The sequence below is a fragment of the Ensifer sp. GW821-FHT05G01 genome, from assembly GCF_059419585.1.
In genome coordinates, this window is record NZ_JBWKSC010000007.1 from 201,148 (window position 1) to 226,179 (window position 25,032).

A 25,032-nucleotide genomic window follows, 5' to 3' on the forward strand; every position below is an offset into this window, starting at 1 on the left:
TCTGGCTTCCTCTCGCCCCAAACATGTGAAGGCTTCTCTTCAACGGCTGTTCCGATTGACTTTAGTTTGATGTCATACTATTTGGTTTGATGTCAAACTAAATGGGGTGAGACATGAAGAGAAGACAGTTTTTGGCCGTGTTGGGTGGTGGTGTCGTCCTGGCGGCTGTCGGTGCATCCACGGCATTCCTGCTGACCCGCAGGCCCGATCGCGCGTTGGCGCCGTGGACGGTGGCTGGAATGCCCGACCAGGAGCCGCGGCGCCGAGCGCTATCCTACGCGATCCTGGCGCCCAATCCGCACAACCGGCAACCGTGGCTCGTCGATCTCGGGGTCAAGGATCAGGTGACGCTCTATGTCGACACGACCCGCCTGCTGCCCGAGACAGACCCGTATAACCGTCAGATCACCATCGGGCTCGGTTGCTTCATCGAGCAGATGGCCATTGCCGCCTCCACGGAGAATTACAGGCTGGACGTTTCCCTCTTTCCTGAAGGCCGCGACGCGCAGGTGCTCGACGCCCGTCCGGTCGCCGTCATCCGCTTCGAGCGGGATCCGACAATCGGCGCAGATCCCCTCTTCGCACAGATTTTGCGGCGTCGGTCGCTGAAGGAGCCGTTCGATTTGACCAAACCCGTGCCAGGGGAGGTGCTTGGCGCCCTTGGTGCGTCCGTCCGCCATGGTGCGCTGGCGAGATCCAGCAACGATCCGGCAGTGGTGGCGACCCTGCGGGAGATGACCCATGTGGCCCTGGAACTCGAGATCAACACGCAGCGAACCTACAGGGAAAGCGTCGATCTCCTGAGGATCGGCAAGGCCGAAATCGAGGCCAATCCTGATGGCATCGACCTCGGCGGTCCGCTTTTCGATGGCCTCGCGGCAATCGGGCAACTGAGCCGCGAGCAGGCACTCGACACGACGTCCTCGGCCTTTGCGCAAGGACGGGCGGCACTGCTCGCCAACACCGACACAGCCATGGCGCATGTCTGGCTGACGACACCGGGCAACAGCCGCACCGAGCAGATTGCCGCCGGCCGCGACTGGGTCCGGATCAATCTGACCGCCACCGCTCTTGGAGCAGGCCTGCAGCCGCTCAGCCAGGCGCTGCAGGAATTCCCTGAGATGGGCTGGTATTACCGGCAGGCGCACAAAATGCTGTCGCCGGAAGGCGGGACCGTTCAAATGCTGGGCCGGCTCGGCTATGCTGCTCCGGTTGAGCCCAGCCCGAGATGGCCGCTGGATGCCAAGATCATCTGAACGCGGCTGGAGCACAGGCCTTGGACGACGACACCCTTATCTTTACGTTCTTCAATGAAATCGGCATCGTCAGCCAGCTGTCCCAGGCATTCCTCAATCGCCACCTTCCCGATGGGCTGCACAGTTCGCACTTTGCGACGCTGAACCACCTCTACCGCGTGGGCGACGGCAGTACGCCCTTGGCGATCGCCAATGCCATGCAGGTGACGAAGGCCACGATGACGCACACCTTGTCGGTGCTGGAGAAACGTGAGCTGGTGCAGATCAGCTCGAACCCCAGGGATGGCCGTTCGAAGAAGGTTTTTCTGACGCCAGCCGGGAGGGCGTTCCGCCTGGAAGCGATCGGCGAGGTAACAACCGCGATGGCAACCGTCGCATCGCTTTTCGATCGCGCCGAGCTGGAATCGAGCCTTCCCACATTGCAGCGGGTCCGCAAGATCCTCGACGCCGAGCGAACCAATCGCCCAGGCGGCGATTGACAGCGCCGGCCCAGCAGCCCGTCACTCCGTCGTCGCCCGCAACGCCCGCATGATTTCCTCGGCAAACATCGATGTGGCGAGGCCGTGGCTGCGTTTTTCGCGCTGGACGAGGGAAAGTACGTTTTTCCCGAAGGTGCGGTCGCGGATCTGCAGATAGGTGAGCACGCCATTGCGTTGTTCCTCGGCAATGTCGAACTTGCTGAGAAAGGCGATGCCGTCGCCGGCGGCGGCAAGGCATTTCATCGCTTCGATCGAGTTGGTGAGGAACGCCGGCTCGACGGTCAGCCCGGCATTGGCGAAGGCATCGGCGACGATGCCGTGGATCAGCATCGACTTGTCGGCAAAGATCAGCGGATAGGGTTCGCAGTGGGCGAGCGGCAGCGAGTCGAGCCCGACGAGCGGATGTTCGGGCGAGACCACGGCGCCGAGCCGGGTGTCCATCTTCCACAGCGTTTCGAGTTGCGGCGTGGGTGGCAGGTTGAAGGCGAGGCCGAGGTCGGCCTCGCCGTCGACAACAGCCTGGACGATGTCATGAATGAACATCACCCGGATCGAGATTTTCAGGCGTGGATGGCGGGCGCAGAAGTTGGCGGCCGCCTTGGGCACGATGCCGCCGGCAAGGCCGTTCATGGTGGCGATGATCACCTCGCCGCTCTGGAGCGCCTTCAGGTCGCGGATCTCGGCCTCGACCTGGCTGTACTCCTTGATCGTCCGGCGCACATGCGCGACGAGAATTTCGCCGGCCGGCGTCAGCCGCAACCCTCTTGGCAGCCTTTCAAACAGCGGCTCGCCGATCATCTCCTCCAGTTGCAGCACATGTTTGTTGATTGCCGACGCGGCCACGTTCAGCCGCTCGCCGGCGGCGCGGATGGAACCCGAGCGGGCGACTTCGTCGATGTAGCGCAGCACGCGCGAGTGCAACATGCCCGGTCTCCTCCAATTCAAGCGATCTCGAAAAGAGTACGCTGTGCGCAGAAAATACTGCTTTTCGGAAGCGGTGCAATAACTTCTTATGGCCTTCGACAACGAGGAGAGATCGGCACGAGCGCTGCCCCAGGAGGGCTTGAACACCTGGCTCTGCCCATGCCGACGAGACTTGCAAGTGGAGGAAAGACGCGTGAACAAAACCGAAGCCGTGCACTACGACAAAGTGCGCGCCATCTTTGATATCCTGAACGGAAAGAAGGAGGCAGACCTTCTTCTGAAGAACCTCAACATCCTCGATGTACACGGCGAAACCGTCTATCAGGGATCCATCCTCGTCTATGACAAGCGCATCGTTGCGCTCAATCCCGATGAGACCATCCTGAAGGTGAAGGATGTTTTCGACGGCAAGGGGCTCTACGCGATCCCCGGCCTGATCGACGCGCACATCCATTTCGAGTCCCAGCTGGCGCATCCGACGGCACTGGCCGAGGCGATGGTTCCCTGCGGCACGACGACGATCTATGCCGAATGCCTTGACCTCCTGAGTGCGGCGGGCGACGAGGGTGCTACGGCAGCCGAAAGCCTGTTCAAAGACTACGACAAGCTGCCCTATCGGCTCTATGCCTTTGCACCGGGCAAGAAGACATCGGCCTCCGTCACCGAGGCGGTTTTGCAGATGGAGCCGGTCATCGGCCTCGGCGAATTCGAGCACTTCACCTACAGCTCCGGCGATGACGACGATTTCCGCAAGGCGGCCTGGGTGCGCGCCAAGGGCGGCTTCATGAACGGCCACTGGGGCGTGACCGCGCTTTCCGACATGGTGCTGAACTATCTGCCGGCGATCGGCGTGTCGAACAATCACGACGTCTGGAACGAGAAGGACATCGAAAAGAGCATTCGCTACGGCTTTCCGACGCACATCAAGTTCGGCGTCGGCAGCAGCGAGGTGATCAAGATCCTGCTGCGGGCCATCGTCGCCCGCAAGTGGCCGACCGACAATTTCATGCTGTGCACCGACAACATCTCCGTCGAGCGCTTGCTGACCATGGGGCACATGGACTGGATCATTTCGCTCTGCGCCGAGATGGGATTGAACCCGATCCATGCGATCAAGATGGCGACCTACAACACCGCTCGATCGTTCCACATGGAAGACCAGATCGGCTCGCTCACCCCCGGCCGGTTTGCCGACATCGTGCTCACCGACAGCCTGTCGAAGATCAACCCGCTCTACGTCTTCAAGGATGGCGAGTTGGTCGCCAGGGATCGCAAGCTGCTGAAGAACGCCGACATCGATTATTCCGGCATGTGCAAGCAGGGTGTGCCCGGGCTTGACGACTTGACGGCGGATCAGCTCGACATCGTGCCTCTGGAAGTCTCGCAAGACGGAAGCCAGGCCAAGGTCTACCTATTCGACGTCTACGGTCGCGGACACGCAAAGTTCTACCAGGAGGTCTGGGTACCGCTAAGGGACGGCAAGGTCGTTGCCGAGTATGAGGGCGCGACACTGAGCCGGCTGTCGGTGGTCCAGCGTTATGCCGATGGCAAGCGCCATGTCGTCAACGGCCTGTTCAAGGGCGTCCACGTGGATCGCGGCGCGGTTGCCACCTTCTGGCCGGCGCCAAAGCCATACTTCGTCGTCGTCGGCAAGGACAGCGCGGAAATGTGCCACTGCCTCAAGCGGGTCGACACCTATGCCGGAGCCTGCATCGTCACGGAGGACAGGGTCGAGAAGGCCGTCATGCCGCTCGAGATCTATGGCGTGATGGCGAACATGAGCGTGTCCGAACTGACTGCTGCTGCCGGCGCCATCGATGCGGTCCTTGAGGAGATGGGCAACCGCAATGAAGGCGAGCCGGTCGTGAACAAGCTTCTGAGCCTGTTCATCTCGCTGCACAGGTTCCGATTGATGGCCTGACGGCCGACGGAGAGAAACGAGGCAGGCGCTGCGGCGCCTGTCGACGAGGGGCGTGGATCGACCGGGAGGAGTCCGTGGCATCCACGAAATCATGACGCGACATGCCCGCAGCCGTTGATATGGCGGTAGCGAAAAGGCATCAGGATAATCTGGGAGGATAATGAGCAATGGCACAGAAGACGGACGAGGCCGAGATCGTCGATACCGGCAGCCTGACCCGGCGATGGATCATGTATGTGGTGGGCATTTACGTGCTGACCTTTGGGGTCAGCCTGGCGATCCGGGCCGGTATCGGCGTGTCACCGCTGAGCAGCCTGACGCGGACAATGACGCTGGTCTATCCGCCCTTGAGCCAGGGCACCTACAATTTCATCACCGAACTGGTCATGCTGACATTGACCTATCTGGTGCTGCCGTCGGATTTCAAGCTGAAGAGCTTTGCCTCGTTGCTTCCGGCCTTTGCGCTCGCGGTATTCCTTGATTTCAACTTGAGCATGACCGAGTTCGTCAAGCTCGACATCTACTATGCGAAAGTCGCCCTTCTGGTGTTCGCGGATGCGGCGCTGGCCTATGGCCTGTTCCTGATGATCCGTGCCAATCTGGTGCTCATGCCGATGGACATGTTCGTCAACACGCTCTGCAAGAGGACGGGCTGGAAGTGGGGCAATATCAAGACCGGCTATGACTGCGCGCTGCTGGTCGTGTCGGCCGGCATCGGTCTCGCCTTCCTGGCCGACATCCCCTTCATCCGCGAAGGCACGGTGCTGAACGCAGTCCTGGTCGGCCAGTACATCAGGCTCTATTTCTTCCTCTACAAGAAGATGCAGGCGAGAAAAGCCGCTCCTTCATCGAACAGGCTCGAGCCGGCCGCCAAGTAGGATAGGCCCGCAGGCGCAACAGACAGGGCTCTCCATGCCGGAGAGCCCTGTCGTTTTCCGTAAGTCATAGCTTACTATTTGTGCTCGGTGAATCCCAGTGGTGTGCCGGGAAGATACAGAGAAACCGGGCGGATTTCGTAGACCGCAGTCGGGTTGGCGCGGCGCAGCTCGCGGGCGGCGGCAACGGCTGCCTCAAGCGTTGGAAAGTCGACGACGTAAAACCCGAGCAGCTGCTCCTTGGTTTCGGCAAAGGGACCATCGATGACGATGCCTTCGCCTTTGCCTCTGAGCGTCACCGCGCGCTCCGTGGGGCCAAGCCGCGCTGCCGGCCCTAAGGATTTTTCGCGCACGAGACGATCGTTGACCTGGAGCAGGTCGGTCATCAACGCGGCGTCTTCTTCCTTCGACCAGGAATCAACCACTCCCTCTTCGTGATAGGCGAGGATGGCATAGTACATATAGCAGCTCCCTTCTGCGCCCTTCGTCTGCTCAGCCAGACAACCGTGAGATGCTGTCCGGGATGAGCCTCGCCGCGACTATATGGCCGGATCGGCGCGCAGACTATGGGCCTGCAGGTTTCAGCCGAAGGAACGGTTCAAGGCTTTCGACGAATTCGCAGAGAAGTTCGCGGTCGAAATGGCCCCTCGAGCCAAACATCATCTCAACTGTCTCGGCAGGCGTCCACGCACGCTTGTAGGGCCGAAGCGTCGTCATGGCATCATAGACGTCGCAAATGGCAGCAATCCGGACGGGCGTGCTGAGCTGGTCGCCGCGAAGACGGTCGGGGTAGCCGCCACCGTCGACATGTTCGTGGTGATGAAGACAGACATCCAGCACAGTCTCATGGACGTCGCCATTGGCGCTGAGCAGGTCGTAACCGCGCCGGGTGTGTGTGCGAATTTGCGCGATCTCCTGATCGTCGAGCCGTTCGGTCTTGTTCAACAGCCCCTTCGGCAGCAGCAGCTTGCCGATATCGTGAAGCAACCCGCTCAACCCCAGGATCTGGACAGCTCGTTCGTCGAGCTTCAGCCAGCGGCCAAAATGGACCATCAAACCGCTGACGGCGATCGAGTGCAGGAAGGTGTATTCGTCCTTCTTCTTCAGGCGGCTGATGCCGATCAAGGCGATCGGGTTGTGCTCCACGGCCGAAGCGATTTTCTCGACGGCTTCTTCCGCCTGGCCGAGCGCAACGGTTCCGCCCATGCGGGCATCGGTAAACACGCCCGCGAGCAGGTGTTTCGTCTGATCGATCGTTCGCGAAACCGCTCTGTTTTCGGCAGCGGTTATCGTGCCCAGGGCCGCATTGCCGAAAGGCGGTGCGTCCCGTGTTCGGCCGGCAATGTCGCAACCCTTCTGCACGTCGATGAGAACACTGATAACATTGCTGGCGCGGACACGATCAACCTCCTGCTCCGTGCTCAACAGGAAGCCGCGCCGCAGACCCGCTGCGGTGGTTCCACCTTCAAGCTCCTCGACGAACATGCCGAGCCGGACCTGATGTCTTCGTATTCGCTTGTGCATACCTCTCCTGAATTGCTCGTCAAATCATGAAACGGGGTGGCCGGTGCGAACCTCGGATATGATCAGAATTCTGCCCAGTCGCTCGCAAGTGCTACGTTGCCACGGCCGGCCGCAGTCCTTCTCGCAGCCGCACTGCGCGCAGGGGGCAAGGCAGGTTTCGACAGGGTCGCTGCGACCCCCCGGACGGCTTCCGGGGGCGCCGTGTTCGCACCGATATTGAACTGACTGAGGAGCTGGAAAAGGGCGTCAGCTTCGCTCGACAGACGACGCGCGGCCGCGGTAGACGCCTCGACCATGGCGGCGTTCTGCTGCGTGCCCTGATCCATGACGTTGACGGCTTGATTGATCTCCTTCAATCCCGTCGCCTGCTCCTTCGATGCGTCGACGATGGCTCCGACATTGCCATTGACTTGAAGGACCTGCGTGACGATCTCTTCGAGCACCGCTCCCGTCTGCCCGACAAGCGTCGCGCCGTTTTTCACGTGCCCGTTGGATGCGGTGATCAAAGCCTTGATTTCCTTCGCGGCCTTTGCCGAGCGCTGGGCGAGTTCGCGTACCTCCTGCGCCACGACGGCAAAACCCTTGCCGGCATCGCCAGCGCGGGCGGCTTCCACGCCGGCGTTGAGCGCCAGCAGGTTGGTCTGGAATGCGATTTCGTCGATGACGCCGATAATGTTGGAGATCTCTGCCGATGAGTTCTCTATCCGTCCCATCGCCTCGACGGCGCTGCGCATCACCGAGCCGGACTGTTCAGCGTTCTCGCGGGTCTTGCGCACCAGCTCTCCAGCGTCTTCCGCGCGCCGGCTGGAATCGCTAACCGTGGTGGTGATCTCTTCGAGTGCCGCGGCCGTTTCTTCGACCGATGCCGCCTGTTGTTCCGTGCGTTTCGACAGATCATCGCAGGCAGTGCGAACCTGCTGCGCGCCAGCTGCAATCGCGCTCGCATTGTCGGCGACGGTCTGCATGGCGTTCTTCAGCTTGGCAGCGGCTGTGTTGAAATCCACCCGCAGCTTATCGAGTGTCGGGATGAACGCCGTATCCAGGGTTTGCGTCAGGTCGCCATCGGAGAGGGATTGCAGCGCACGGGCAAGTACTTCCACGTTGCTGACACGACCGGTGACGTCGGTTGCGAACTTCACCACCTTGAACACCTTGCCGTTCACGTCGAAAATCGGATTGTAGGACGCCTGGATGAACACCTTGCGGCCGCCCTTGCCGAGCCGCATGAATTCGTCGGTCACGAACTCGCCGCTGGCCAGCCTCTGCCAGAAGCGGCGATAAGCCTCGCTGGTGGTGTGGGCCGGGTCGCAGAACATGGAATGGTGTCTGCCTTGGATTTCGCATAGCGTGTAGCCGAGTGTCGCCAGGAAGTTCTCGTTGGCGGTCAGGATTTCACCTGATGTCGTGAATTCGATGACAGCCTGTGCTCGCGACAGTGCGGCAAGCTTGCCGGCATCTTCCACGCTCCTGCGCTTGTATTCGGTGATATCGGTTGCAAGCTTGATAACCTTGTAGGGCTTGCCCGCTCTGAAGACCGGATTGTACGACGCTTCGATCCAGATCTCCTTGCCGCCCTTGCCGAAGCGCTTGTACTGTCGGCGGTCGAATTCGCCGCGGGCAAGCTTTGCCCAGAAGGCGCTATAGTCGGCCGATGCCGCTTCGACTGGGTCGACAAAGAGCCGATGATGCTGCCCCACGATCTCCCCAAGCTCGTAGCCCAAGACGGCGCAGAAGTTGGCGTTCGCATCCAGGATCCGGCCGGTGAGGTCGAACTCGATAATCGCCTGGGAGCGAGACATAGCATCGCGCACGGCCTTGGCCTCGGAGCCGAAGGCAACCGAAAAACGTTTCATCTTGAATGTCCTTTGTAGAGTACGACCTGCAGCCGTGACGACGCCAGCTCTCATTCGAAGAGAGAGCTGCCGCACAGCTAAACGCACATCATCGCAACCGGGATTGCCATCGGCGCATCATGCGCATGTGTAACCCCCAGATTTTGCCTGGCTATATTTTGCATTCACAAATTAACGCTGCGTTAATCCAGAAACGACGATCGAAAGATCGCTCCGATTCTTTACGGGTCAACGGTCTTGGGTTGTGGGTGATGCAAATTGCACGATGGCACAGGCAAAGCCCGGCTTGATCGGGCGTAGGAAGGTGACGCGCGCAACGGCGCTTGGTCTCGACGCTGCCGAACATCTCGCCAACAATGATGCCTACAGCTTCTTCGAACGGCTCGGCGATCTGATCGTCACCGGCCCGACCAGGACGAACGTCAACGATTTCCGTGCCGTGCTCATTCAGGCAGAGGACTTCGCGTCGGCGGGAGCTCGAGTCCGAGGCCAATCGGCGTCGTGCTGACAAGCGTCAGCGATGACGCGCGCGCCGGGTTCGACAATGCCACGATCTGGGCAATCATGCCGCCAAGCGACATGCCGACAATGTTGGCGGCTGAGATGCCGTACGCATCGAGCACGGCAACCGCGTCGCCCGCCATGTCGTCCATCGAATAGGGCGGATTGCCCGGGGCATACTTGGTCGAAAGCCCGGTGTCACGGTTGTCGTAGCGGATCACGTAGCGGCCGCTTGCCGCCAGCTTGCGGCAGAATGCATCCGGCCACCACAACATCGAAGCCATCGCGCCCATGATCAAAAGCACCGGCGGCGCCGCCGGATCGCCAAAGGCCTCCGTGGCGATCGTGACGCCATTGGCGCTGACGATCTTCTCTGATTTTACTTCGGCCATGGCGTTACTCCTCGAAATTGTACCCGTCGCGGCCAAGGCTGTTGCCACGAGCAGGAACTGGCGTCTGCTGGTCCTACGGATCTCCAACGTGCTTTTCATCTTCGTCTCCAATGAAAGAACTCAAGGGGCAAAACACCTCCATTTGGCGGCTTTCCTTGGGTTCGGTTGTGTTTTGACCGGCGCTTTTGCCGATCGGCTCAATCGTTCCTTCCGCCGGACAGATCGCTTTTGCTGTCCTTCGGTTCTCGAACCATTCTCCAATGCGTGACCCTGATGCTTTGGCTTCGGTCACAGAGTGGTGTTCGGCTCCCGGTTTCCCATTCTCCTCGATGAGCGCAGCCCAGTCTTGCCGGGCTCGCTAGGAAGACATCAGGACAACCGGGATATCGTCGACGCCCCTTCCATCGTGGTGCCGCGCCGCTCGTAAGCACGCTGGTCACGCAGGATCTGGAAGGCGATCGTCAAAAGCTTGCGCGCGATGGCCACACGCGCCTTGTTGGTTCCTCTGATCTTCAAGTGCTCGTATTGGGCGCGAAGCTGCGCATCGCTGGTGATGGCGGGGGTGACCGCCTCTACGAAAGCCCAGCGCAGCCACTTGTTGCCCTGTCTGATAATCTTGCCGTGATAGGTCTTGCCGCCGGAGGAATAGGTCGAGGGCACAAGCCCGGCATAGGCGGCAAGCTTCTTCGGGTTACGGAACCGCGCTATGTCGTCGATCTCCGCGTCGATCAGCCTTGCGAAGAACTCGCCAATGCCGGGGATCGTCTTCAGCAGCCTGACGTTGGCATTGGCCCTGGTCATCGCCCGGATCGTTGCTTCCGACTGCTTGATCCGCCCATCGATGTCGCCGATGAAGGCGAGGCCACGGTCGATCTGGATGCGGTCGATCTCTGAGACGTTGACCTGCGCCAGCTGGACGCGGCCGGCCTTGCCGAACAGATCGCCAAGCGTCTTCAGCTGTGCTGTCTGCTCCGGATAACGATCGAAGACCGTGACGATGCGGTTCTTGGTCATCGTGCGCAGCCGCACGTAAAACATCCGCTCGCGCAGCGCGACGCGAAGGTCCCGCGACCGCTCGCTTGGCGCCCACGCTTCCGGCACCAGGTCGGCTCGCAGCAAATGTGCCAGCACCGTCGCATCGATCTTGTCGGTCTTGATCTTGGCGTCGGCGATCGCCTTGACCTTCAACGGATGGGCGAGGACGACATCATCACAAATGTCGTCGAGCCAGTCGTAGATCACCATCCAGTTGCGCGTCGCCTCGACAACCGCATGGCTGTTCTCGCGATCACGTTCGAGAAACCCGCCCAGCGATTGACGATCGTTCTTTACCCGGCCGGAGCGCAGCGTCTTGCCAGCCGAATCCTGCACCACGAGGTGGCTATAGGATTTGTGGTAGTCGACGCCGATATGGTAATCATAGGAGGCAGTCATGCTTCCAACTCCCCTGTTGAGATTTTCCGAACCCCAACAGCCGAACGGCTGGAAGCGTGACTGTCCCTCGATCATCATCGACATCTCAGTGATCCGTTCTCTCCAGAGGCGACCTCTTTCATGCCACCTCCCTTGCGACACCGACCGTCGGCATGGGCAGACACTAAGGCGTCCGAATTTTCTTCACGAGAGCCGGATTGGATAAAAACGGGGCATTCGTGCCATCGCCTCGGTCCGCGGTGCATGGATTGACGCGACAGAAATGATGCGGCTTGCGTTGACACCTGCGTAAAGCATTTGACAAAACGTCCCGCCTGATAATAAGTTCGGTAATAGAACGAATTAAAGAGGATGCCGTGAGCGACAGTCTTCGTATTTCCAGAAAGTTCTCTCAGCGCTCCGTCATGGAGGCCATTGTTCAGGGTGGGCCGATATCCCGCGCCTCGATCGCCAAGCAGACGGGTCTGTCCAAGCAGACAATCTCGGAAATCGTGCGCACGCTCGAGCTGGAGGGGTGGGTAAAGGAGACCGGCCGAACCAGTGGCCATGTCGGGCGCACGGCCGTGACGTACGAGCTGGTCTACGATGCCGCCTACATTGTCGCGGTCGATCTCGGCGGCACGAAAGTGAGGGTGGCGATCACCGACCTGGCTTGCCAGATCTTTGCCGAAGATACCGAGCCGACGGACCCGCGCGGTGGCCAGTTCATCGTCGACCAGATCGCACAGCTCGCCTTTCAGGCGGCCTCACGCCAGCGAATTGCTCGCAACAAGATCCGTCTTGCGGTCGTCGGCGTGCCGGGTGCGCCGGATGCCCAGACCGGGCGGGTTCTGCTTGCCCCCAATATCGCCGGCTTCGACAAGATGGATGTGGTCGCGGCCTTCGAGCGTGCGTTCGGTTTCGACGCCATGCTCGAGAATGACGTCAATCTGGCGGTGCTGGGCGAGAACTGGCTCGGCCAGGGCCAGGGCATCGACAACCTGGCCTATGTCGCCCTCGGCACCGGCGTCGGTAGCGGCCTGATGGTCGGCGGGCAACTCGTTCGCGGTGCCATCAACGCGGCAGGCGAGCTTGGGTTTCTTCCGCTTGGCGCCGATCCGTTCGAGGCGGAGTCGCTGCGAACGGGCGCATTCGAGCGCGCCGTCGCATCGCATGGCATGGCGGATCGCTACGCTGCGCTCTCGGGCAGGCTCATCAGCGTGCCGGCGATATTCGAGAATGCGCAGAATGGCGACGAAGCGGCGCTCGCCGTTCTGGATGAAACGGCCCGTTACCTCGTTCGAGGCATCGGCGCGATCGCCGCAATTGCCAATCCGGAAAAAGTCATTCTTGGCGGCTCGATCGGCCTCAGGCCGGAGATACTCGAACGGGTCAAGGCGTTTCTGCCGCAATGCTTCCCCTATCCCGTCAACGTCGAGACGGGGGAGCTTGGATCGCGCGCGGCCATCATTGGGGCCGCTGCCATCGGCCTCGGTCAATTGCACAACACCTTGTTCGGCGTCGATGCGCCGGACGGCCGGATTTCATTGCCGCGGGCCAGCATGACCGCGCTGCAGGAGGCTGTACGATGACGGTGCCGAACGACCTGATCACCCGCTTGACGGAGGCTCTGGATCGCGATGCGGCGATCGCGCTTTTCCGCGGCGCCATCGGGCGCCAGAGCATCACCGGCAACGAGGCCAACTTCGTTGCCTATCTGCGCGAAAAAATGTCGGCCCTTGGCCTTAACAACCTTGAGACGGCGGAATTCCTGCCGGGTCGGCCGAACATATGGGGCGAACGGAAGGGTGCGGGCGATGGTCCTCGGCTGCTGTTTGTCGGCCATACCGATACCGTGCATGTCGACGGATGGCGCGAGCACTGGGCCGGGACGGAACGCGAAGACCCTTTCGCTGCGCCGATCATCGACGGCGCGGTCTGGGGGCGTGGCTCGGGTGACCTGAAGGCCGGCATCTCCGCCTCGCTTGCGGCGCTTTCGTTGCTGGACAAGGCATCGATAAACCTTCGCGGCGATGTCGCCTTCGCTTTCATCGGCGACGAGGAGAGCGGTCAGCCTGATACCGGCGTCTCGGCGGGCATCCAGGATCTCGTTTCGCGCATCGAGGCGGGCGCAATCCCCCGGCCCGATTTCGTCGTCTATGTCGAGCCGACACGGCTCTCGGTCTATCCGGCCCAGATCGGCTTTTTCATCGCCGACATTACCATCACCGGCAAGTCTGCCTATTTCGGCGTGCCTGAACTCGGCAAGGATGCGCTGCGCGCCAGCCACGCGGCGATGAGCGCCTTGTGGAAACATTCCGACGAGGTCGCCGCCCGTGCCGAACACAAGCTTGTCGGGCGCAGTTTCCTGCTGATCACCGGTTTGGCCGGCGGCGGATACATTGCCGTGCCCGAGCGCTGCACGCTGTCGCTGATCCGCAAGCTTCTGCCGGGCGAATCCCTGGATACGGCCGCAGCCGAAATCGAAGCGGCCGTCCGTTCCGCAATCACCGATCCGGAAATCAAGGTCGAGTTCGCCTATCCGGCGGGCCGCGACCACGCGCTCGGCGGGACGGCGGCCGAGATCGATGAAGGCCGTGCCGAGGTCGGTTTGCTGTCGGCGTCGATGGCCGAGGCACTGAGTGGGCGAGGTGTGATCGAGGGCGCGCCGTTCTGGTCGGAGTCCCCGTTCTTCGTCAATCGTCTCGGGGTGCCGGCGGTCTATTGCGCGCCGGGCGATATCCGCAATTGCCATACGTACGAGGAGCGGGTCGAGGTGGAGGAATACCTCGCCGGCGTCGTCGGGTTTGCCGCGTTCATCGCCCGCTACTGCGGCGTGACCGTTTGAACTGCCACCCCTAGAGGAGAAAAGGGAGAAAGAGCATGCTGAACAAGATCATTGCGGCGGCGATTGCCGGAGGGCTGATGTTCGCCGCCAGCCTGTCCAATGCCCAGACGGTCGGGCCATCCGGTGAAGCCGCGACGCCGAGCGCGGACGTGACGCTGTCGGACGCCGACATCGCCGCATTGACCGGCAAAGGCTACAAGGCAGCGCTCCTGTGGCACACATCGTCCGATTTCACCAATGCCGTCTCAGCCGGCGCAAAAGACGAGTTCACGCGCGCGGGTGTAGAGGTGGCTGTAACCACCGACGCCGGCTTTGACGCAGCCCGTCAGCGCAGCGATATCGAAACGGCGCTGGCTGCCAAGCCGAATGTCATCCTCGCCCTGCCGCTCGATCCGGTCACGTCGGCCGAAGCGTTCCGCCAGGCCGTCAAGGATGGCACCAAGCTGGTCTTCTTGTCCAACGTGCCAAGCGGTTACAGCCACGGAACCGACTATGCCTCGATCGTCACGGACGACCTTTTCCAGATGGGCAAACAGGCGGCCGATGCGCTCGCCAAGGGGATCGGCGGCAAGGGCAAGGTCGGCTACATCTTTCATGACGCGAGCTATTATGTGACGAACCAGCGGGATCAGGCTTTCAAGTCGACGATCGAGAAAGACTATCCCGATATCAAGATCGTTGCCGAGCAAGGCATATCCGATCCGGCGCGGGCTGAGGAACTCGCAAGCGCGATGCTGCTGCAGAACCCGGATCTCGACGGTATCTACGTCACCTGGGCAGAGCCTGCAGACGGTGTCCTGTCGGCGCTGCGTGCCAACGGCAATACCAAGACCAAGATAGTCACGCTTGACCTCGCCGAACCGGTTGCGCTCGACATGGTCAAGGGCGGCAGCGTAACCGCGCTCGTGGCCGACAAGGCCTATGAACTCGGTCGCGCCATGGCTGCCGCAGGGTTGAAGTCGCTGCTCGGTCAGCCGACGCCTGCCTTTGTCGTCGCTCCCGCTCTCACCGTCACCAAGGAAAACGTCTCGGACGGCTGGAAGCAGTCGCTCAATCGCGATGCGCCGCAGTCCGTGCTCGACGCTGCAAAATAACTCTCGACCCCGGCGTCGCTTGCCGCCGCCGGGGTCACTGGATCTGTCTTAAGGGAGGAAGATCGATGCGTAAGGAAGTTACAAGGCTGGCCCTGCTAGCGACGATGTGGGCGACGACGAGTGCCTACGCCGCGGATGGCGTCACCACGGGTCCGCACGGTGAAAAGCCGACACCGGCTGCAAGCGTGTCACTGACCGCGGCGGAAGAAGCCCAGATCAAGGATGGAAAATTTACCGCCGCGCTCGTCTGGCACGAGATGAGCGAATACACCAACGCCGTCAACAACGGTGCGCAGGACGAGTTCAAGCGTCTTGGCATCGAGGTCGTTGCGCAGACCGACGCGGGCTTCGATGCCGCCCGACAGAAGGCTGATGTCGAGACGGTTCTTGCAAAAAAACCTTCGATTATCGTCTCATTGCCCGTGGATCCGGCAACCGCAGCCGTCGTCTACGACCCTGCGCGGACTGCCGGCACCAAACTCGCCTTTGTCGACAACTCTCCGGCCGGTTACGTGCATGGCAAGGACTATGTGACGATCGTCTCGGACGACCTGTTCCAGATGGGCAACAAGGCTGCGATTGCCATGGCCCAGGCGCTCGGCAACAAGGGCAAGATCGGCTACATCTATCACGACGCCGATTTCTACGTCACCAATCAGCGCGATGGCGCGTTCAAGGCGACGATCGGGCAGGACTATCCCGAGATGAAGATCGTCGCCGAAGCCGGCATGGCTGATCCGGCCCGCAGCGAGGAGATCGCGCAGGGCATGATCACGCAGAACCCGGATCTCGACGGCATCTACGTCACTTGGGCGGAGCCCGCGCTCAGTGTTCTGTCGAGCCTGCGGGGTGCCGGGAACACACATACGAAAATCGTCACCCTGGATCTCAATGAACCCGCGGCTCTCGACATGGTCAAGGGCGGCAATGTCGCGGCGCTCGTCGCCGACGAGGCCTACACTATTGGCGTGACAGTCGCCCGCGCCGCTGCCGGTTCTCTGGTCGGCAAGCCGTCGCAACCGTTCCTGGTGGTCGATTCGCTGGCCGTGACCAAGGACACCGTTGCCGACGGTTGGAAGAGGTCCCTCAACAAGGACGTACCCGCGACCATCGCCGATGCGTTGAAGTGATGCCTGCCGCAGGGAGCGCCTGTCTCCCTGCTGCCTTCTGGAGGAAATAGGATGCCCAGTGCCAATACCGCTGCGTCAGGCAGGCCGAATGGCTTTGCCAACCGCATAAACCTGCAACAATACGTCGTCTATTTCGGCTTTCTGGCGATTTTCCTGTTCTTCGCCATCGTCTTGAAAGACAGCGGCTTTCTGACCGTCCGCAACCTGTCGAACATCGTGCTGCAGACCGCACCGGCGACAATCATGGCGATTGGCCTGGTTTTCGTCATGTCTGCTGGAGAAATCGACCTGTCGATCGGTTCGACCGTCGCGGTCTCGGCGCTTGCCGCGGCCGTGACGATGAACGACTACGGGCTGGTCGCCGGCGTGCTCGCTGGGCTCGGCGCCGGTTTGCTGGTCGGGTTGTTGAATGGCGCGCTGGTCGCCTACGTGAAGCTGCCCTCGTTTCTTGTCACCCTGGCGACGCTTGGTCTTTTCGCCGGCGTCTCGCGGTCGATGACCGATCTTCGGTCGATTCCGGTCACGAATGGCACCTTCACCGGCTTTTTCGGCTCGGGTGCATTCCTCGGCATTCCCTCGCTGATCTGGTGGACGGCGATCGCCGTCGCTGTCGGTCATCTGATCTACCGTGAAACCCGTTTCGGTGCGCATGTGCTTGCCGTCGGCGACAACAGCCGCGCAGCGGGTGTGTCCGGCATCAGCGTGCCGCGCATCCGGCTCACCGTGTTGATGATCAGCGGCGGCCTCGCCGGCCTTGCCGGTCTGCTCTACGCCGGCCGTCTGCAGGCGGCGAAATACACGCTCGGCGAGACCGATCTCATGACGGTCATCGCAGCCGTCATCGTCGGCGGCACGCTGCTCAATGGCGGCAAGGGCTCGATCATCGGGGCATTGGTCGGCTCGCTGATGATGGGCATGTTGAACAATGGACTGATCCTGATGGGCCTGTCCGTCTCCGACCAGATGATCGTTCGTGGTCTCATCATTCTTGCGGCGGTCGCGGTATCGCTGCGCGAAAAATCCCGCTGAAGGAAGATCCACCATGTTTCTCGACGTTTTGCGCCGCCGCAACCCTGCCTTCATCGAGGCTGCAATGGCCCTGCATCAGCAGGGTAAAATCCCTGCCAACGCCTACGTGCTCGACCTGGACGCGGTCGAACGCAATGCCCGTGTTCTCAGTGACGAAGCGGCTCGATTGGGCCTCAAGACCTTCGCGATGACGAAGCAGGTCGGACGCTCCAGCTCCTTCTGCCGTGCGGTCAAGCGTGGCGGTATCGAACGGGCCGTGGCGGTGGATATGGCTTGCGCGCGGGCAACCCACAATGCCGGCCTGAAGCTTGCCCACCTCGGCCATCTGCAGCAGGTCGCACGCCATGAAGCGGCAGCGGCGGCCAAGCGCTTCGAACCTGAATACTGGACGGTCTTCAACGACACCAAGGCCGAAGAAGCGTCGGCGGGCGCGAAGGCGGCAGGGCGAACGCAGGGTCTGCTCGCGCGCATTCGCGCCGAGGGCGATACGTTCTATCGCGGCCACGAAGGCGGATACGATGCCAGCGAGGTCGCGGCCGTTGCCGACCGGCTGGATGCGCTTGATGGCGGTCGGTTTGCAGGCATCACCACCTTTCCGGCCCTTCTGTTTGATCTCGCCACCCGCAAGGTTCTGCCGACGCACAACCTAGCCACCCTGTCGAGGGCGGCGGAGGCGCTTGCGAGAGCCGGACGCAAGGACATCGAAGTCAATGCCCCTGGAACCACGTCGAGTGTCATGTTGGCCGCGCTTGCCGAGGCCGGCGCGACGCAATGCGAGCCAGGCAACGGCCTGCACGGCACGACCGCCCTGCACGCAATGGAGGACCTGCCGGAAGTCCCGGCGGTGCTCTACCTGACCGAGGTGTCGCACCTGTCGGGTGGCAAGGCCTATTGTTTTGGCGGCGGCTTCTACATCGACCCGGTGTTCCCGCCCTATGACGTCAAGGCGATTGTTGGTGCCGAGCCCACCGCCGCTGCCGCTGCGCAGCGTAGCGTGGAGGTGCCGCCGCCTTCCGCCATCGACTACTACGCGATGATCGACGCGACCGGTGCTGCGGCACCCAAGCCCGGTGACACGGCGGTGTTCGGCTTCCGCGGCCAGGCATTCGTTACCCGTGCCTATGTCGTGGGCGTGTCCGGCATCGCAAAGGGAGAGCCGGTGGTCGAAACAATCGAAAACGGGTTCGGCGAAACCGCCGCCTGGCCGGTTTAGGAGGACGAGCATGACTGTGAATGCAGAAGCCACACAGAGTGCGCCGGTTCTTCGGCTGCAGGACATCCGCAAATCGTTCGGTGGCATCGTTGCCATCGAGAACTTTTCGCTCGAGGTCTATCCCGGCGAGATCGTGGCGCTTGTCGGTGACAACGGTGCCGGCAAGTCGACGCTGATCAAGATCATCTCCGGCGTTCATCCCCCGACATCCGGAACGATGACGATCGAGGGCGAAACGGTGACCATGTCGAACGCCACGATGGCGCGGGCGCACGGCATCGAGGTCGTCTATCAGGACCTCGCGCTCGCCGATCAGCAGAGCGTCTACATGAACATGTTTCTTGGCCGCGAGCCGACAAACCGCTTCGGCCTTTTGGACCGTCGCCGGATGATCGATGAGACCGACAAGCTCGTGAAGGAACTGGATGTTCGCATCCCGTCAGCCCATGCGACGATCCGGGATCTCTCCGGCGGACAGCGCCAGGGCGTGGCGATTGCCCGCGCCACGCATTGGGCAAGCAAGCTCATTCTGCTCGATGAGCCGACGGCGGCGCTCGGGGTTGCCGAAACGGCCAAGGTCGAGGAAATTGTGCAGTCGCTGAAGAGCCGCAACATCGGCGTCCTGATCATCAGCCATAGTCTCGACCAGGTGTTCAAATTGTCGGACCGCATCTGTGTCCTGCGACGCGGCAAGCAGATCGGTGTGCGCGAAACCGCAAAGACCGACAAGAACGAGATCATCGCAATGATAACAGGTCTGCAGCACAGCTAGCCGAAAAGCCGGCGGCGATAAGCAGGGCTGCGCGGATCTCAACGACGGGTCAGCCAGAATGAGTGCCGGTTGATGACGGGCGCCGTGGTTCTCGGGGAGCATGGTTCATTGTGCACCCCGTGAGCCTCCAACTGTTCGCGCGATGTCGCGACGTTCGGGCGACCGAGCCGGCTCAGCCCCATTGTTGCCTTGCAGCGTGAAGCGAAAGTCGCAGAGCGGCGCGCCCTCGCCAATGGTCTGCTGACGGTGAAGGGCAGCGCCCCATTGCGCCGCCATCCGGTGGTCGAGGCTGCAGGCGGCATGGCGCGTGAGCGCGGGAACGCCCTGTTGCTTGAAGTACGCCGCCAACGGACACTCGAGCACGTCAAACACGAGCCCTTCCCCGGATGGTGCTTTTGACCGCCTGAACGGCGCGGTGAAAACCAGCGCGAACATGGCATCCAACATCCACCGTATGCGGGTCTGCCGCCGACGGGTGAGCAGGCGCGTCATGTTGAAGGTCGATCCGATCGGTGCTTCCAGCAGATCCCAGTTGATCTCTTCGATCAAGGCCCCGGCGGTGCCGCTGGCGAGGCCGTGTTCCCGCACGGCGCGATAGAGCGCGCAATCCCACTCCATATAGCGCAGCAGCAGATTGACGCCCGCCGAATGCTTCGGTCGCTGCCGATTGAGATCGCGCTGGAGGATGTGTGTGTCACGCCAGATCGCTTTCGCGATCTCCGGCGGGACCTGTGCCGTAAGACGCCGCATGGCCGCGCGCTTGAACGCCACGTTCGGCAGGCAGAGTGCCACGGCAGAAACGAAGTCCATTTTCCTCAAATTCCATTCGATGGCATCCGGTTGCGCACCGGCGAACCAGCGTTCTCGATGGGGGAATAGCGCATAAGTTGCATTTGTCCGCAAGTCGTTCCTGGCTTTGAACGTTGACGGCGCGCGGCCAAGCCGCACATGCAAACAGGGCCCGGCTCGGCCGGGCCCTGTCGATCTTGTGCTTACCTTCGAAAGACCACGAATGCTTCAAGCATCTCCAGGAAAAGTGCGGAGCGGTTTTCCGTCAGGAAATGCGTAAAAACAGTGACATAGAGCGTTTCTGTGTTTCCGTCTAAATCGGAAACGCTCTCTAGGGCTGGTAGTCGGCCGGTGCGATGATCTTGCTGAAGTCGTAGGAGGCGACCTTCTCCCGGGTGACCAACAGCGCCGGCGCTTCGATCCGGCCGAGCACCTTGCCGCCCTCGATCGCGGCCGTGGCTTCGCGCATCGCGTCGCGTCCCATGGACACCGCCGGCTGCAGCGACGCGCAGGTCAGCGTGCCATTGTCGAGTGCTGCGCGTGCCTCGTCGTTCAGGTTCGAGGTGGATACCTTGAACTTGTCCATGGCCTTGGCTTCATCGAGCGACTTGATCGATTCCACCGCCATCGTGTCGGCCGCGGTGAAGATGCCGTGCATGCCGGGATAGGCCTTGGCCCATTCGGCGACAGCAGCGCCGGCATCCTTTGTGCCGCCGGCCTTTTCCGCGACAATCTTGATGTCGGGGAAATCGGCCTCGATCGTGTTCTTGAAGCCGGTGACGCGAAGCTTCGCCCAGATCTCGTCCGGGCCGGCAAAGAGGCCGACTTCGCCCTTGCCGCCGATCGCCCGGCCGAGGCAGATGCCCTGGAGCCGGCCCATGCCGATATTGTCGGCACCGACGAACGACGTCAGCCGGTCGGACTTCGGCGGAACCGAAAGCGCGATAACAGGGATGCCCTTGTCGATGGCTTCCTCGACGGCCGGTGCAACGGCCACGGCGTCGGCAGCGCCGATGATGATGGCCGCAACCTTATTGTCGATGAAGCCGCGGATCTGCTCGATCTGCAGTTCGGCCTTGTCTTTGGCGTCTCCCTTGATGACGGCGTAGCCCTTCTCCTTGCCCGCCGTTTCGACGCCGTACAACCCGGCCTTCCAGAACGGCGAGGCGAAATAGGGCACCGTCACCCCGATCGTCTTCTGCGTTTCGGCTGAAGTGGGAGTGGCCAGCGCGCCCATGGCGGCGACCGCCAGAACCAACGTCATATATCGTGCATTCCTGCCCATGATTTCTCCTCCAGAACTCGGGTCATGAATTTTGTCGGGCGTTGTGGCGCACCGACCTTCGTGCATTCAATACGGCTATAATGTATGCACAGATGACTACAGGAATGCAAACACATAAATTTGCACATCTGCAAGTTGGCGCAGGACGGCCAAAAGCCACCTCGAGTGATGCCCTCGACATGCCCCGGCAATCGGCCGCTGCGTCAGGAATTCAGGATGATGGGATGAAGACGAACGAAGGCAGCACCGGAACAGGCGCCGTTTGTCGATGAAGGCAGGCTGAGGCTGCGTTGTCACTCAGCCAGGCAACGCCATGCGTTGACGGGGCAGCCAACCCGCGAAAGACAGCGCAGGCGGGTTCGCTCCGCGACCGGTTCAGGTCTGAAAATGCCTGCGGGCGAGATTATTTGCTGGCTGCTGCCGTAAACCGCCGCATGACGCCGGCGCTCAGGCGGGCATTGTGCTCGGAAAGGGCGGCATAGGCGCCAGCGGCGTCGTTGGCGCGGATGGCGTCGACGATCTTCTGATGCTCGTCGAGCGACTGCTGCAGCCGGACGTCGGCAGGACCTGCCTGATGCTGGCGGAACGGTGCCAGCCTGACCCTGAGCTCGACCGCCATGGCGGCGATCGTGGTGTTGTGGGCGCCGCGGCAGATCGCGTCGTGGAACTTGCGGTTGATGTCGCGGCAGCCGTCGAGATCCTGATTGCCAACGCATTCGGCATAGAGCCGATGCAGTTCGTAGAGCTGTTCGCGTTCCATACCCGTCATGCGCTGGGCGGCGAGCCGGGCGCAGGAGGCCTCGATCTCGCATTCGGCCTCGAGCATGTCGGCCATCTGCTCGACATCGATGCGCGCGACGATGCCGCCGCGGCGAGGATTCATCTCTATCAGTCCGCGCGCGCCCAGTTCGCGCATCGCTTCGCGCACGGGCGTTCTCGAGACGCCGAATTTCTCGGCGATCATCTTTTCCTCAAGCTTCTGCCCAGGGGTCATCACACCCTTGGCGATTTCTTCCGCCAGAGCCTGATAGATCTGAGAGGCGATAGTTGTCATGCGCGCAGCTTTCCTGTCTTCACGACATTGAGCGACCTTCAGCCGAAGGTGCTTGGAATCGATTTAATGACAGCCGGGGATTTATGCAAGTTGAGCTGTCAGGGGACGGCCCTCACGGGCCGCGTCAAGGTTGTGCAAAAGCACGGATATCTGGGCTTCCTCCGCTGCCGGTGAACGTCCCGCCATGTGCGGGGTGAGGACCACATTGTCGAGGCCGGAAAGTGCCACCGGCAGGTCCGGTTCTCCTTCGAAGACATCGAGACCGGCACCGGCGATGTCGCCCCGTTGCAGAGCTGAGACCAGCGCGTCGGTATCCACGACCATCCCCCGGGAAATATTGACCAGAAAGCCACTCTGACCAAGCGCATCCAGCACCTGACGGTTGACCAGGTGCCGTGTCGCCGGTCCACCAGGGCAGGCGACGACCAGAAAGTCGCTGACGGCTGCAAGCGCCACCGCGTCGGGCACACGGGGCCAGACGACACCGGGCATGTCTTCCGGCGCCGTGTAAGTGACCGTCATGCCGAAGGCTTCGCCGCGCCGGGCAATGGCCTGGCCGATATTGCCAAGTCCGATCATGCCGAGCCTTGACCCCGACAGCGTCGGGCGGGGCGAACGGATCGCGGCCCAGGCGCCGGCCCGCAGTGCCCGGTCGCGGGCGCAGATGTCGCGCGAGACAGCAAGCATCAAGGCAAGCGCGTGATCGGCAACCGTCTGCATATTGGTGTTCGGCGCATGGGTGACGGACACGCCCTGCTGCCTTGCTGCTTCGAGATCGATGTTTTCGTAGCCGGCACCATAGGAGCAGACGAGATTGAGGCCTGGCAGCCGTGCCATATCGGCCTGCGACAGGCCGGTGCTGCCATTGGTCACCACCGCCCAGATGGCGCTGCGCTCCAGTTCCGGCGATCCGCTGCCCAAGCCGTTGGGCAGCGTGATCACATCGTAGCCGCTGGAGAGGCGTGACAGGCACTTTTCGGAAACCGGTATCGAAACCACAATCGTCTTTCTTGCCATGTCAGTCTCTCCAATGCGTTTGTCGTGTCGTTCGGTCATGCGCGCCGGACGATTGTTTCAGCTGTGTGGCGTGCCGCGCCGGAGGCGCGGCCGCGACGGGCCTGATCAGGCGGCGTTGACGTTCTTGACCGCACCCTTCCAGCCATTCTCCGTGACATCGAAGACGATGCCTTCGGGCGTCTTGTACTTGACCTCGTAGAACACGTTCGGGTTGGTTTCCTTGCGGCCGGCCATGTAGGAGCCGCCGGCTGCGCGCACGAGCTGGTCGGTTTCCTCAACGGAGTCGACCCAGACGCCGAAGTGGATGAGGCCGTTATAGTCTTTCTCGGTCTCGAAGCCCGGAACTGGCTCTTCGCCGAAGTTGAGCAGGGCCACGTTCATGATGCCGTCGGTCATGTAGACGCCGCGCATGGCCTGGCCGGCGCGGGTCATGCCGAATGCCTTTTCAAAGAACTGGGCTGCAGCTTCCGGATCCGAAACCGCGATAGCGAGATGGCGCAATTTTGCCATGGGTCAATTTCCTTCTGTCGATGACTGGCGCGACGCGACATGCGGAGCGCAACACGAGATCAAATCGTTTCGTGTATGCAAATACTAATCTGTGTATGCAAAATGGTTGTCAAGTGTGTTTTTGGATGTTATCGAAATGCACATAGCCGACGGTGCACGGAAAACCGTCGCTCACAGCAGCTTGGAGGCGCGGGATGAGGTTTGCGGGATTGACGGTCACGGATCAGGCACGGCTGGACGCCGTCGGCGCCATCTGGAACGACGACCTGGCGGCAAGCCGCAAGGTCGTGCTCGACGTCTACCGCCCGCATGTCGAGGCAAGCGTTGTCCGCCAGCCGCTCGTCGAGCATCGCGACATTCCCTATGGCAAAGACGGTGCCCAACGCCTTGATGTGTTCGAAAGCGCTTACGCCTGCGCCGGCGGACGTGCGCGCAACGTCGTCGCCTTCGTTCACGGCGGCGCGTTTACGCGCGGTTCAAAGAGCGCCGATGGGCTGATCTACGACAACGTGCTGCGCTGGTTCGCCCGACAGGGCTTTGTCGGCGTCAACATCGAGTACCGGCTGGCGCCGGGGTCGCAGTATCCTGAGGGCGCGCGCGACGTCGCCGCGGCAATCGACTGGATTACCGGATCGATCGCCGATTACGGCGGCGACCCGCAATCGATCCTGCTGATCGGCCATTCCGCTGGCGGCTGCCATGTCGCGGGCTATCTCTATGATCCGGCTGTCGGCCGATTGGCGAGCCCCGCAGTCAAGGGCGCCGTGTTCATCAGTGCGCGGCTCCGGGCCGATCAGTTGCCCGACAACCCCAATGCCGCCAACGTCCGCCAATATTTCGGGGATGATCTCGCCGCCTACGAGCTGCGCTCCCCCGTAACCTATGCGGGCGCGAGCGACCTGCCGGTGATGGTCGCCGTTGCAGAGCACGAGAACCGCTACATCGATGCCTATGGTGCCGAGTTCGTCCAGCGCCATGCGCTCCGCAAAGGCAAGGCGCCGCGTTTCCTGCAGCTGAACCGCCACAATCACACGTCCATCGTCGCGCATTTCGATACGCGCGAGGAGGAGCTCGGACGCGAGATCGTCCGGTTCGCCCAGCAGGAATGCGGCTTCTTTTCCTGCGGCCTCACCTGTCAAAATCGAAAGTGAAA

The 25,032-nt window shown here is 61.7% G+C and carries 23 protein-coding genes and 2 pseudogenes; 13 read left to right on the top strand and 12 right to left on the bottom strand.

The annotated features are described in order from the left end of the window. The first annotated feature begins 113 nt into the window (after positions 1–113). Both AC07UR_RS18630 and AC07UR_RS18635 read left to right on the top strand, forming a co-directional pair. Positions 114–1,256 (top strand): Acg family FMN-binding oxidoreductase, encoded by a 1,143-nt coding sequence (locus tag AC07UR_RS18630; protein ID WP_209788994.1) that lies wholly within the window; start codon positions 114–116, stop codon positions 1,254–1,256. Between the two features lie 20 nt (positions 1,257–1,276). Continuing rightward, the gene (locus AC07UR_RS18635; RefSeq protein WP_234941662.1) at positions 1,277–1,735 is read left to right on the top strand and encodes a MarR family winged helix-turn-helix transcriptional regulator; all 459 of its coding nucleotides are present in this window, start codon (positions 1,277–1,279) and stop codon (positions 1,733–1,735) included. A gap of 21 nt (positions 1,736–1,756) precedes the next feature. On the opposite strand, the gene AC07UR_RS18640 is transcribed toward AC07UR_RS18635, so the two are convergent. Then, positions 1,757–2,659 carry a LysR family transcriptional regulator gene (locus tag AC07UR_RS18640; RefSeq protein ID WP_173421329.1) on the bottom strand — a complete coding sequence of 301 codons (903 nt, stop codon included), beginning with the start codon at positions 2,657–2,659 and terminating at the stop codon, positions 1,757–1,759. A gap of 193 nt (positions 2,660–2,852) precedes the next feature. On the opposite strand from AC07UR_RS18640, the gene AC07UR_RS18645 reads away from it, so the two are divergent. Beyond that, positions 2,853–4,580, top strand: coding sequence for an amidohydrolase family protein (locus tag AC07UR_RS18645; RefSeq protein ID WP_209788999.1), 1,728 nt, complete (start codon positions 2,853–2,855; stop codon positions 4,578–4,580). Between the two features lie 167 nt (positions 4,581–4,747). Continuing rightward, entirely contained in the window at positions 4,748–5,458 is a 711-nt protein-coding gene (locus tag AC07UR_RS18650; protein ID WP_173421331.1) for a YczE/YyaS/YitT family protein, read from the top strand. 74 nt (positions 5,459–5,532) lie between these two features. On the opposite strand, the gene AC07UR_RS18655 is transcribed toward AC07UR_RS18650, so the two are convergent. From AC07UR_RS18655 to AC07UR_RS18665, 3 genes are all read right to left on the bottom strand, one after another. Next, the gene (locus AC07UR_RS18655; RefSeq protein ID WP_209789001.1) at positions 5,533–5,916 is read right to left on the bottom strand and encodes a YciI family protein; all 384 of its coding nucleotides are present in this window, start codon (positions 5,914–5,916) and stop codon (positions 5,533–5,535) included. Positions 5,917–6,019: 103 nt separating this feature from the next. Beyond that, positions 6,020–6,979 carry an HD-GYP domain-containing protein gene (locus AC07UR_RS18660; protein ID WP_209789003.1) on the bottom strand — a complete coding sequence of 320 codons (960 nt, stop codon included), beginning with the start codon at positions 6,977–6,979 and terminating at the stop codon, positions 6,020–6,022. A 62-nt stretch (positions 6,980–7,041) separates the two neighbouring features. Further along, complete coding sequence (locus AC07UR_RS18665; RefSeq protein WP_209789005.1) at positions 7,042–8,832, bottom strand: methyl-accepting chemotaxis protein; 1,791 nt, start codon at positions 8,830–8,832, stop codon at positions 7,042–7,044. 274 nt (positions 8,833–9,106) lie between these two features. Here AC07UR_RS18665 and AC07UR_RS18670 point away from each other — a divergent pair. Then, positions 9,107–9,340, top strand: a pseudogene (locus AC07UR_RS18670) (MOFRL family protein); the annotation flags it as partial. On the opposite strand, the pseudogene AC07UR_RS18675 reads toward AC07UR_RS18670, so the two are convergent. From AC07UR_RS18675 to AC07UR_RS18685, 3 genes and pseudogenes are all read right to left on the bottom strand, one after another. Beyond that, positions 9,300–9,725, bottom strand: a pseudogene (locus tag AC07UR_RS18675) (alpha/beta fold hydrolase); the annotation flags it as partial. The pseudogenes AC07UR_RS18670 and AC07UR_RS18675 sit on opposite strands and share 41 nt — an antisense overlap. Positions 9,726–9,798: 73 nt before the next feature. Further along, positions 9,799–10,017, bottom strand: a complete 219-nt coding sequence (locus tag AC07UR_RS18680) for a hypothetical protein (protein WP_209789011.1) — start codon at positions 10,015–10,017, stop codon at positions 9,799–9,801. Positions 10,018–10,094: 77 nt separating this feature from the next. Continuing rightward, positions 10,095–11,159, bottom strand: coding sequence for an IS110 family RNA-guided transposase (locus tag AC07UR_RS18685; RefSeq protein ID WP_209789013.1), 1,065 nt, complete (start codon positions 11,157–11,159; stop codon positions 10,095–10,097). Positions 11,160–11,515: 356 nt separating this feature from the next. Here AC07UR_RS18685 and AC07UR_RS18690 point away from each other — a divergent pair, with 356 nt between their 5' ends. The 7 genes from AC07UR_RS18690 to AC07UR_RS18720 all read left to right on the top strand — a co-directional run bounded on the left by AC07UR_RS18690 (position 11,516) and on the right by AC07UR_RS18720 (position 19,224). Further along, on the top strand, positions 11,516–12,730 hold the full coding sequence (locus AC07UR_RS18690; RefSeq protein WP_209789015.1) for an ROK family transcriptional regulator: 1,215 nt from the start codon (positions 11,516–11,518) through the stop codon (positions 12,728–12,730). Continuing rightward, positions 12,727–13,986 carry a M20 family metallopeptidase gene (locus AC07UR_RS18695; RefSeq protein WP_209789017.1) on the top strand — a complete coding sequence of 420 codons (1,260 nt, stop codon included), beginning with the start codon at positions 12,727–12,729 and terminating at the stop codon, positions 13,984–13,986. The genes AC07UR_RS18690 and AC07UR_RS18695 overlap by 4 nt, the downstream gene beginning before the upstream one ends. 35 nt (positions 13,987–14,021) lie before the next feature. Beyond that, positions 14,022–15,080: a substrate-binding domain-containing protein gene (locus AC07UR_RS18700; RefSeq protein ID WP_209789019.1), complete on the top strand. Its 1,059-nt coding sequence runs from the start codon at positions 14,022–14,024 to the stop codon at positions 15,078–15,080. 65 nt (positions 15,081–15,145) lie between these two features. Next, on the top strand, positions 15,146–16,210 hold the full coding sequence (locus tag AC07UR_RS18705) for a substrate-binding domain-containing protein (RefSeq protein ID WP_234941663.1): 1,065 nt from the start codon (positions 15,146–15,148) through the stop codon (positions 16,208–16,210). A 51-nt stretch (positions 16,211–16,261) separates the two neighbouring features. Next, positions 16,262–17,239 carry an ABC transporter permease gene (locus AC07UR_RS18710; RefSeq protein WP_173421341.1) on the top strand — a complete coding sequence of 326 codons (978 nt, stop codon included), beginning with the start codon at positions 16,262–16,264 and terminating at the stop codon, positions 17,237–17,239. A gap of 13 nt (positions 17,240–17,252) precedes the next feature. Continuing rightward, entirely contained in the window at positions 17,253–18,452 is a 1,200-nt protein-coding gene (locus AC07UR_RS18715) for an alanine racemase (protein ID WP_209789021.1), read from the top strand. A gap of 10 nt (positions 18,453–18,462) precedes the next feature. Beyond that, positions 18,463–19,224 carry an ATP-binding cassette domain-containing protein gene (locus AC07UR_RS18720; protein WP_077501498.1) on the top strand — a complete coding sequence of 254 codons (762 nt, stop codon included), beginning with the start codon at positions 18,463–18,465 and terminating at the stop codon, positions 19,222–19,224. 105 nt (positions 19,225–19,329) lie between these two features. Here the strand turns inward: AC07UR_RS18720 and AC07UR_RS18725 are convergent, their stop codons facing one another. From AC07UR_RS18725 to AC07UR_RS18745, 5 genes are all read right to left on the bottom strand, one after another. After that, on the bottom strand, positions 19,330–20,034 hold the full coding sequence (locus AC07UR_RS18725; RefSeq protein WP_209789031.1) for an L-2-amino-thiazoline-4-carboxylic acid hydrolase: 705 nt from the start codon (positions 20,032–20,034) through the stop codon (positions 19,330–19,332). 310 nt (positions 20,035–20,344) lie between these two features. After that, complete coding sequence (locus AC07UR_RS18730) at positions 20,345–21,277, bottom strand: sugar ABC transporter substrate-binding protein (RefSeq protein ID WP_209789033.1); 933 nt, start codon at positions 21,275–21,277, stop codon at positions 20,345–20,347. A gap of 424 nt (positions 21,278–21,701) precedes the next feature. Beyond that, positions 21,702–22,352, bottom strand: a complete 651-nt coding sequence (locus tag AC07UR_RS18735) for a GntR family transcriptional regulator (RefSeq protein WP_077501495.1) — start codon at positions 22,350–22,352, stop codon at positions 21,702–21,704. An 81-nt stretch (positions 22,353–22,433) separates the two neighbouring features. Next, complete coding sequence (locus AC07UR_RS18740) at positions 22,434–23,369, bottom strand: 2-hydroxyacid dehydrogenase (RefSeq protein WP_209789036.1); 936 nt, start codon at positions 23,367–23,369, stop codon at positions 22,434–22,436. A gap of 105 nt (positions 23,370–23,474) precedes the next feature. Next, positions 23,475–23,879: a VOC family protein gene (locus tag AC07UR_RS18745; protein WP_077501493.1), complete on the bottom strand. Its 405-nt coding sequence runs from the start codon at positions 23,877–23,879 to the stop codon at positions 23,475–23,477. Positions 23,880–24,073: 194 nt separating this feature from the next. Here AC07UR_RS18745 and AC07UR_RS18750 point away from each other — a divergent pair, with 194 nt between their 5' ends. Beyond that, complete coding sequence (locus AC07UR_RS18750) at positions 24,074–25,030, top strand: alpha/beta hydrolase (RefSeq protein ID WP_209789038.1); 957 nt, start codon at positions 24,074–24,076, stop codon at positions 25,028–25,030. The last annotated feature ends 2 nt before the right edge of the window (positions 25,031–25,032 follow it).

Excerpts from the sequence above, each read along its gene's own strand:
- AC07UR_RS18700 (WP_209789019.1), top strand. The coding sequence starts at position 14,022 with ATGCTGAACAAGATCATTGCGGCGGCGATTGCCGGAGGGCTGATGTTC.
- AC07UR_RS18685 (WP_209789013.1), bottom strand. The coding sequence starts at position 11,159 with ATGACTGCCTCCTATGATTACCATATCGGCGTCGACTACCACAAATCC.
- AC07UR_RS18695 (WP_209789017.1), top strand. The coding sequence starts at position 12,727 with ATGACGGTGCCGAACGACCTGATCACCCGCTTGACGGAGGCTCTGGAT.
- AC07UR_RS18745 (WP_077501493.1), bottom strand. The coding sequence starts at position 23,879 with ATGGCAAAATTGCGCCATCTCGCTATCGCGGTTTCGGATCCGGAAGCT.
- AC07UR_RS18725 (WP_209789031.1), bottom strand. The coding sequence starts at position 20,034 with ATGGACTTCGTTTCTGCCGTGGCACTCTGCCTGCCGAACGTGGCGTTC.
- AC07UR_RS18735 (WP_077501495.1), bottom strand. The coding sequence starts at position 22,352 with ATGACAACTATCGCCTCTCAGATCTATCAGGCTCTGGCGGAAGAAATC.
- AC07UR_RS18655 (WP_209789001.1), bottom strand. The coding sequence starts at position 5,916 with ATGTACTATGCCATCCTCGCCTATCACGAAGAGGGAGTGGTTGATTCC.
- AC07UR_RS18665 (WP_209789005.1), bottom strand. The coding sequence starts at position 8,832 with ATGAAACGTTTTTCGGTTGCCTTCGGCTCCGAGGCCAAGGCCGTGCGC.
- AC07UR_RS18660 (WP_209789003.1), bottom strand. The coding sequence starts at position 6,979 with ATGCACAAGCGAATACGAAGACATCAGGTCCGGCTCGGCATGTTCGTC.
- AC07UR_RS18740 (WP_209789036.1), bottom strand. The coding sequence starts at position 23,369 with ATGGCAAGAAAGACGATTGTGGTTTCGATACCGGTTTCCGAAAAGTGC.
- AC07UR_RS18650 (WP_173421331.1), top strand. The coding sequence starts at position 4,748 with ATGGCACAGAAGACGGACGAGGCCGAGATCGTCGATACCGGCAGCCTG.
- AC07UR_RS18715 (WP_209789021.1), top strand. The coding sequence starts at position 17,253 with ATGTTTCTCGACGTTTTGCGCCGCCGCAACCCTGCCTTCATCGAGGCT.
- AC07UR_RS18630 (WP_209788994.1), top strand. The coding sequence starts at position 114 with ATGAAGAGAAGACAGTTTTTGGCCGTGTTGGGTGGTGGTGTCGTCCTG.
- AC07UR_RS18640 (WP_173421329.1), bottom strand. The coding sequence starts at position 2,659 with ATGTTGCACTCGCGCGTGCTGCGCTACATCGACGAAGTCGCCCGCTCG.
- AC07UR_RS18705 (WP_234941663.1), top strand. The coding sequence starts at position 15,146 with ATGCGTAAGGAAGTTACAAGGCTGGCCCTGCTAGCGACGATGTGGGCG.
- AC07UR_RS18720 (WP_077501498.1), top strand. The coding sequence starts at position 18,463 with ATGACTGTGAATGCAGAAGCCACACAGAGTGCGCCGGTTCTTCGGCTG.
- AC07UR_RS18730 (WP_209789033.1), bottom strand. The coding sequence starts at position 21,277 with ATGACGTTGGTTCTGGCGGTCGCCGCCATGGGCGCGCTGGCCACTCCC.
- AC07UR_RS18750 (WP_209789038.1), top strand. The coding sequence starts at position 24,074 with ATGAGGTTTGCGGGATTGACGGTCACGGATCAGGCACGGCTGGACGCC.
- AC07UR_RS18710 (WP_173421341.1), top strand. The coding sequence starts at position 16,262 with ATGCCCAGTGCCAATACCGCTGCGTCAGGCAGGCCGAATGGCTTTGCC.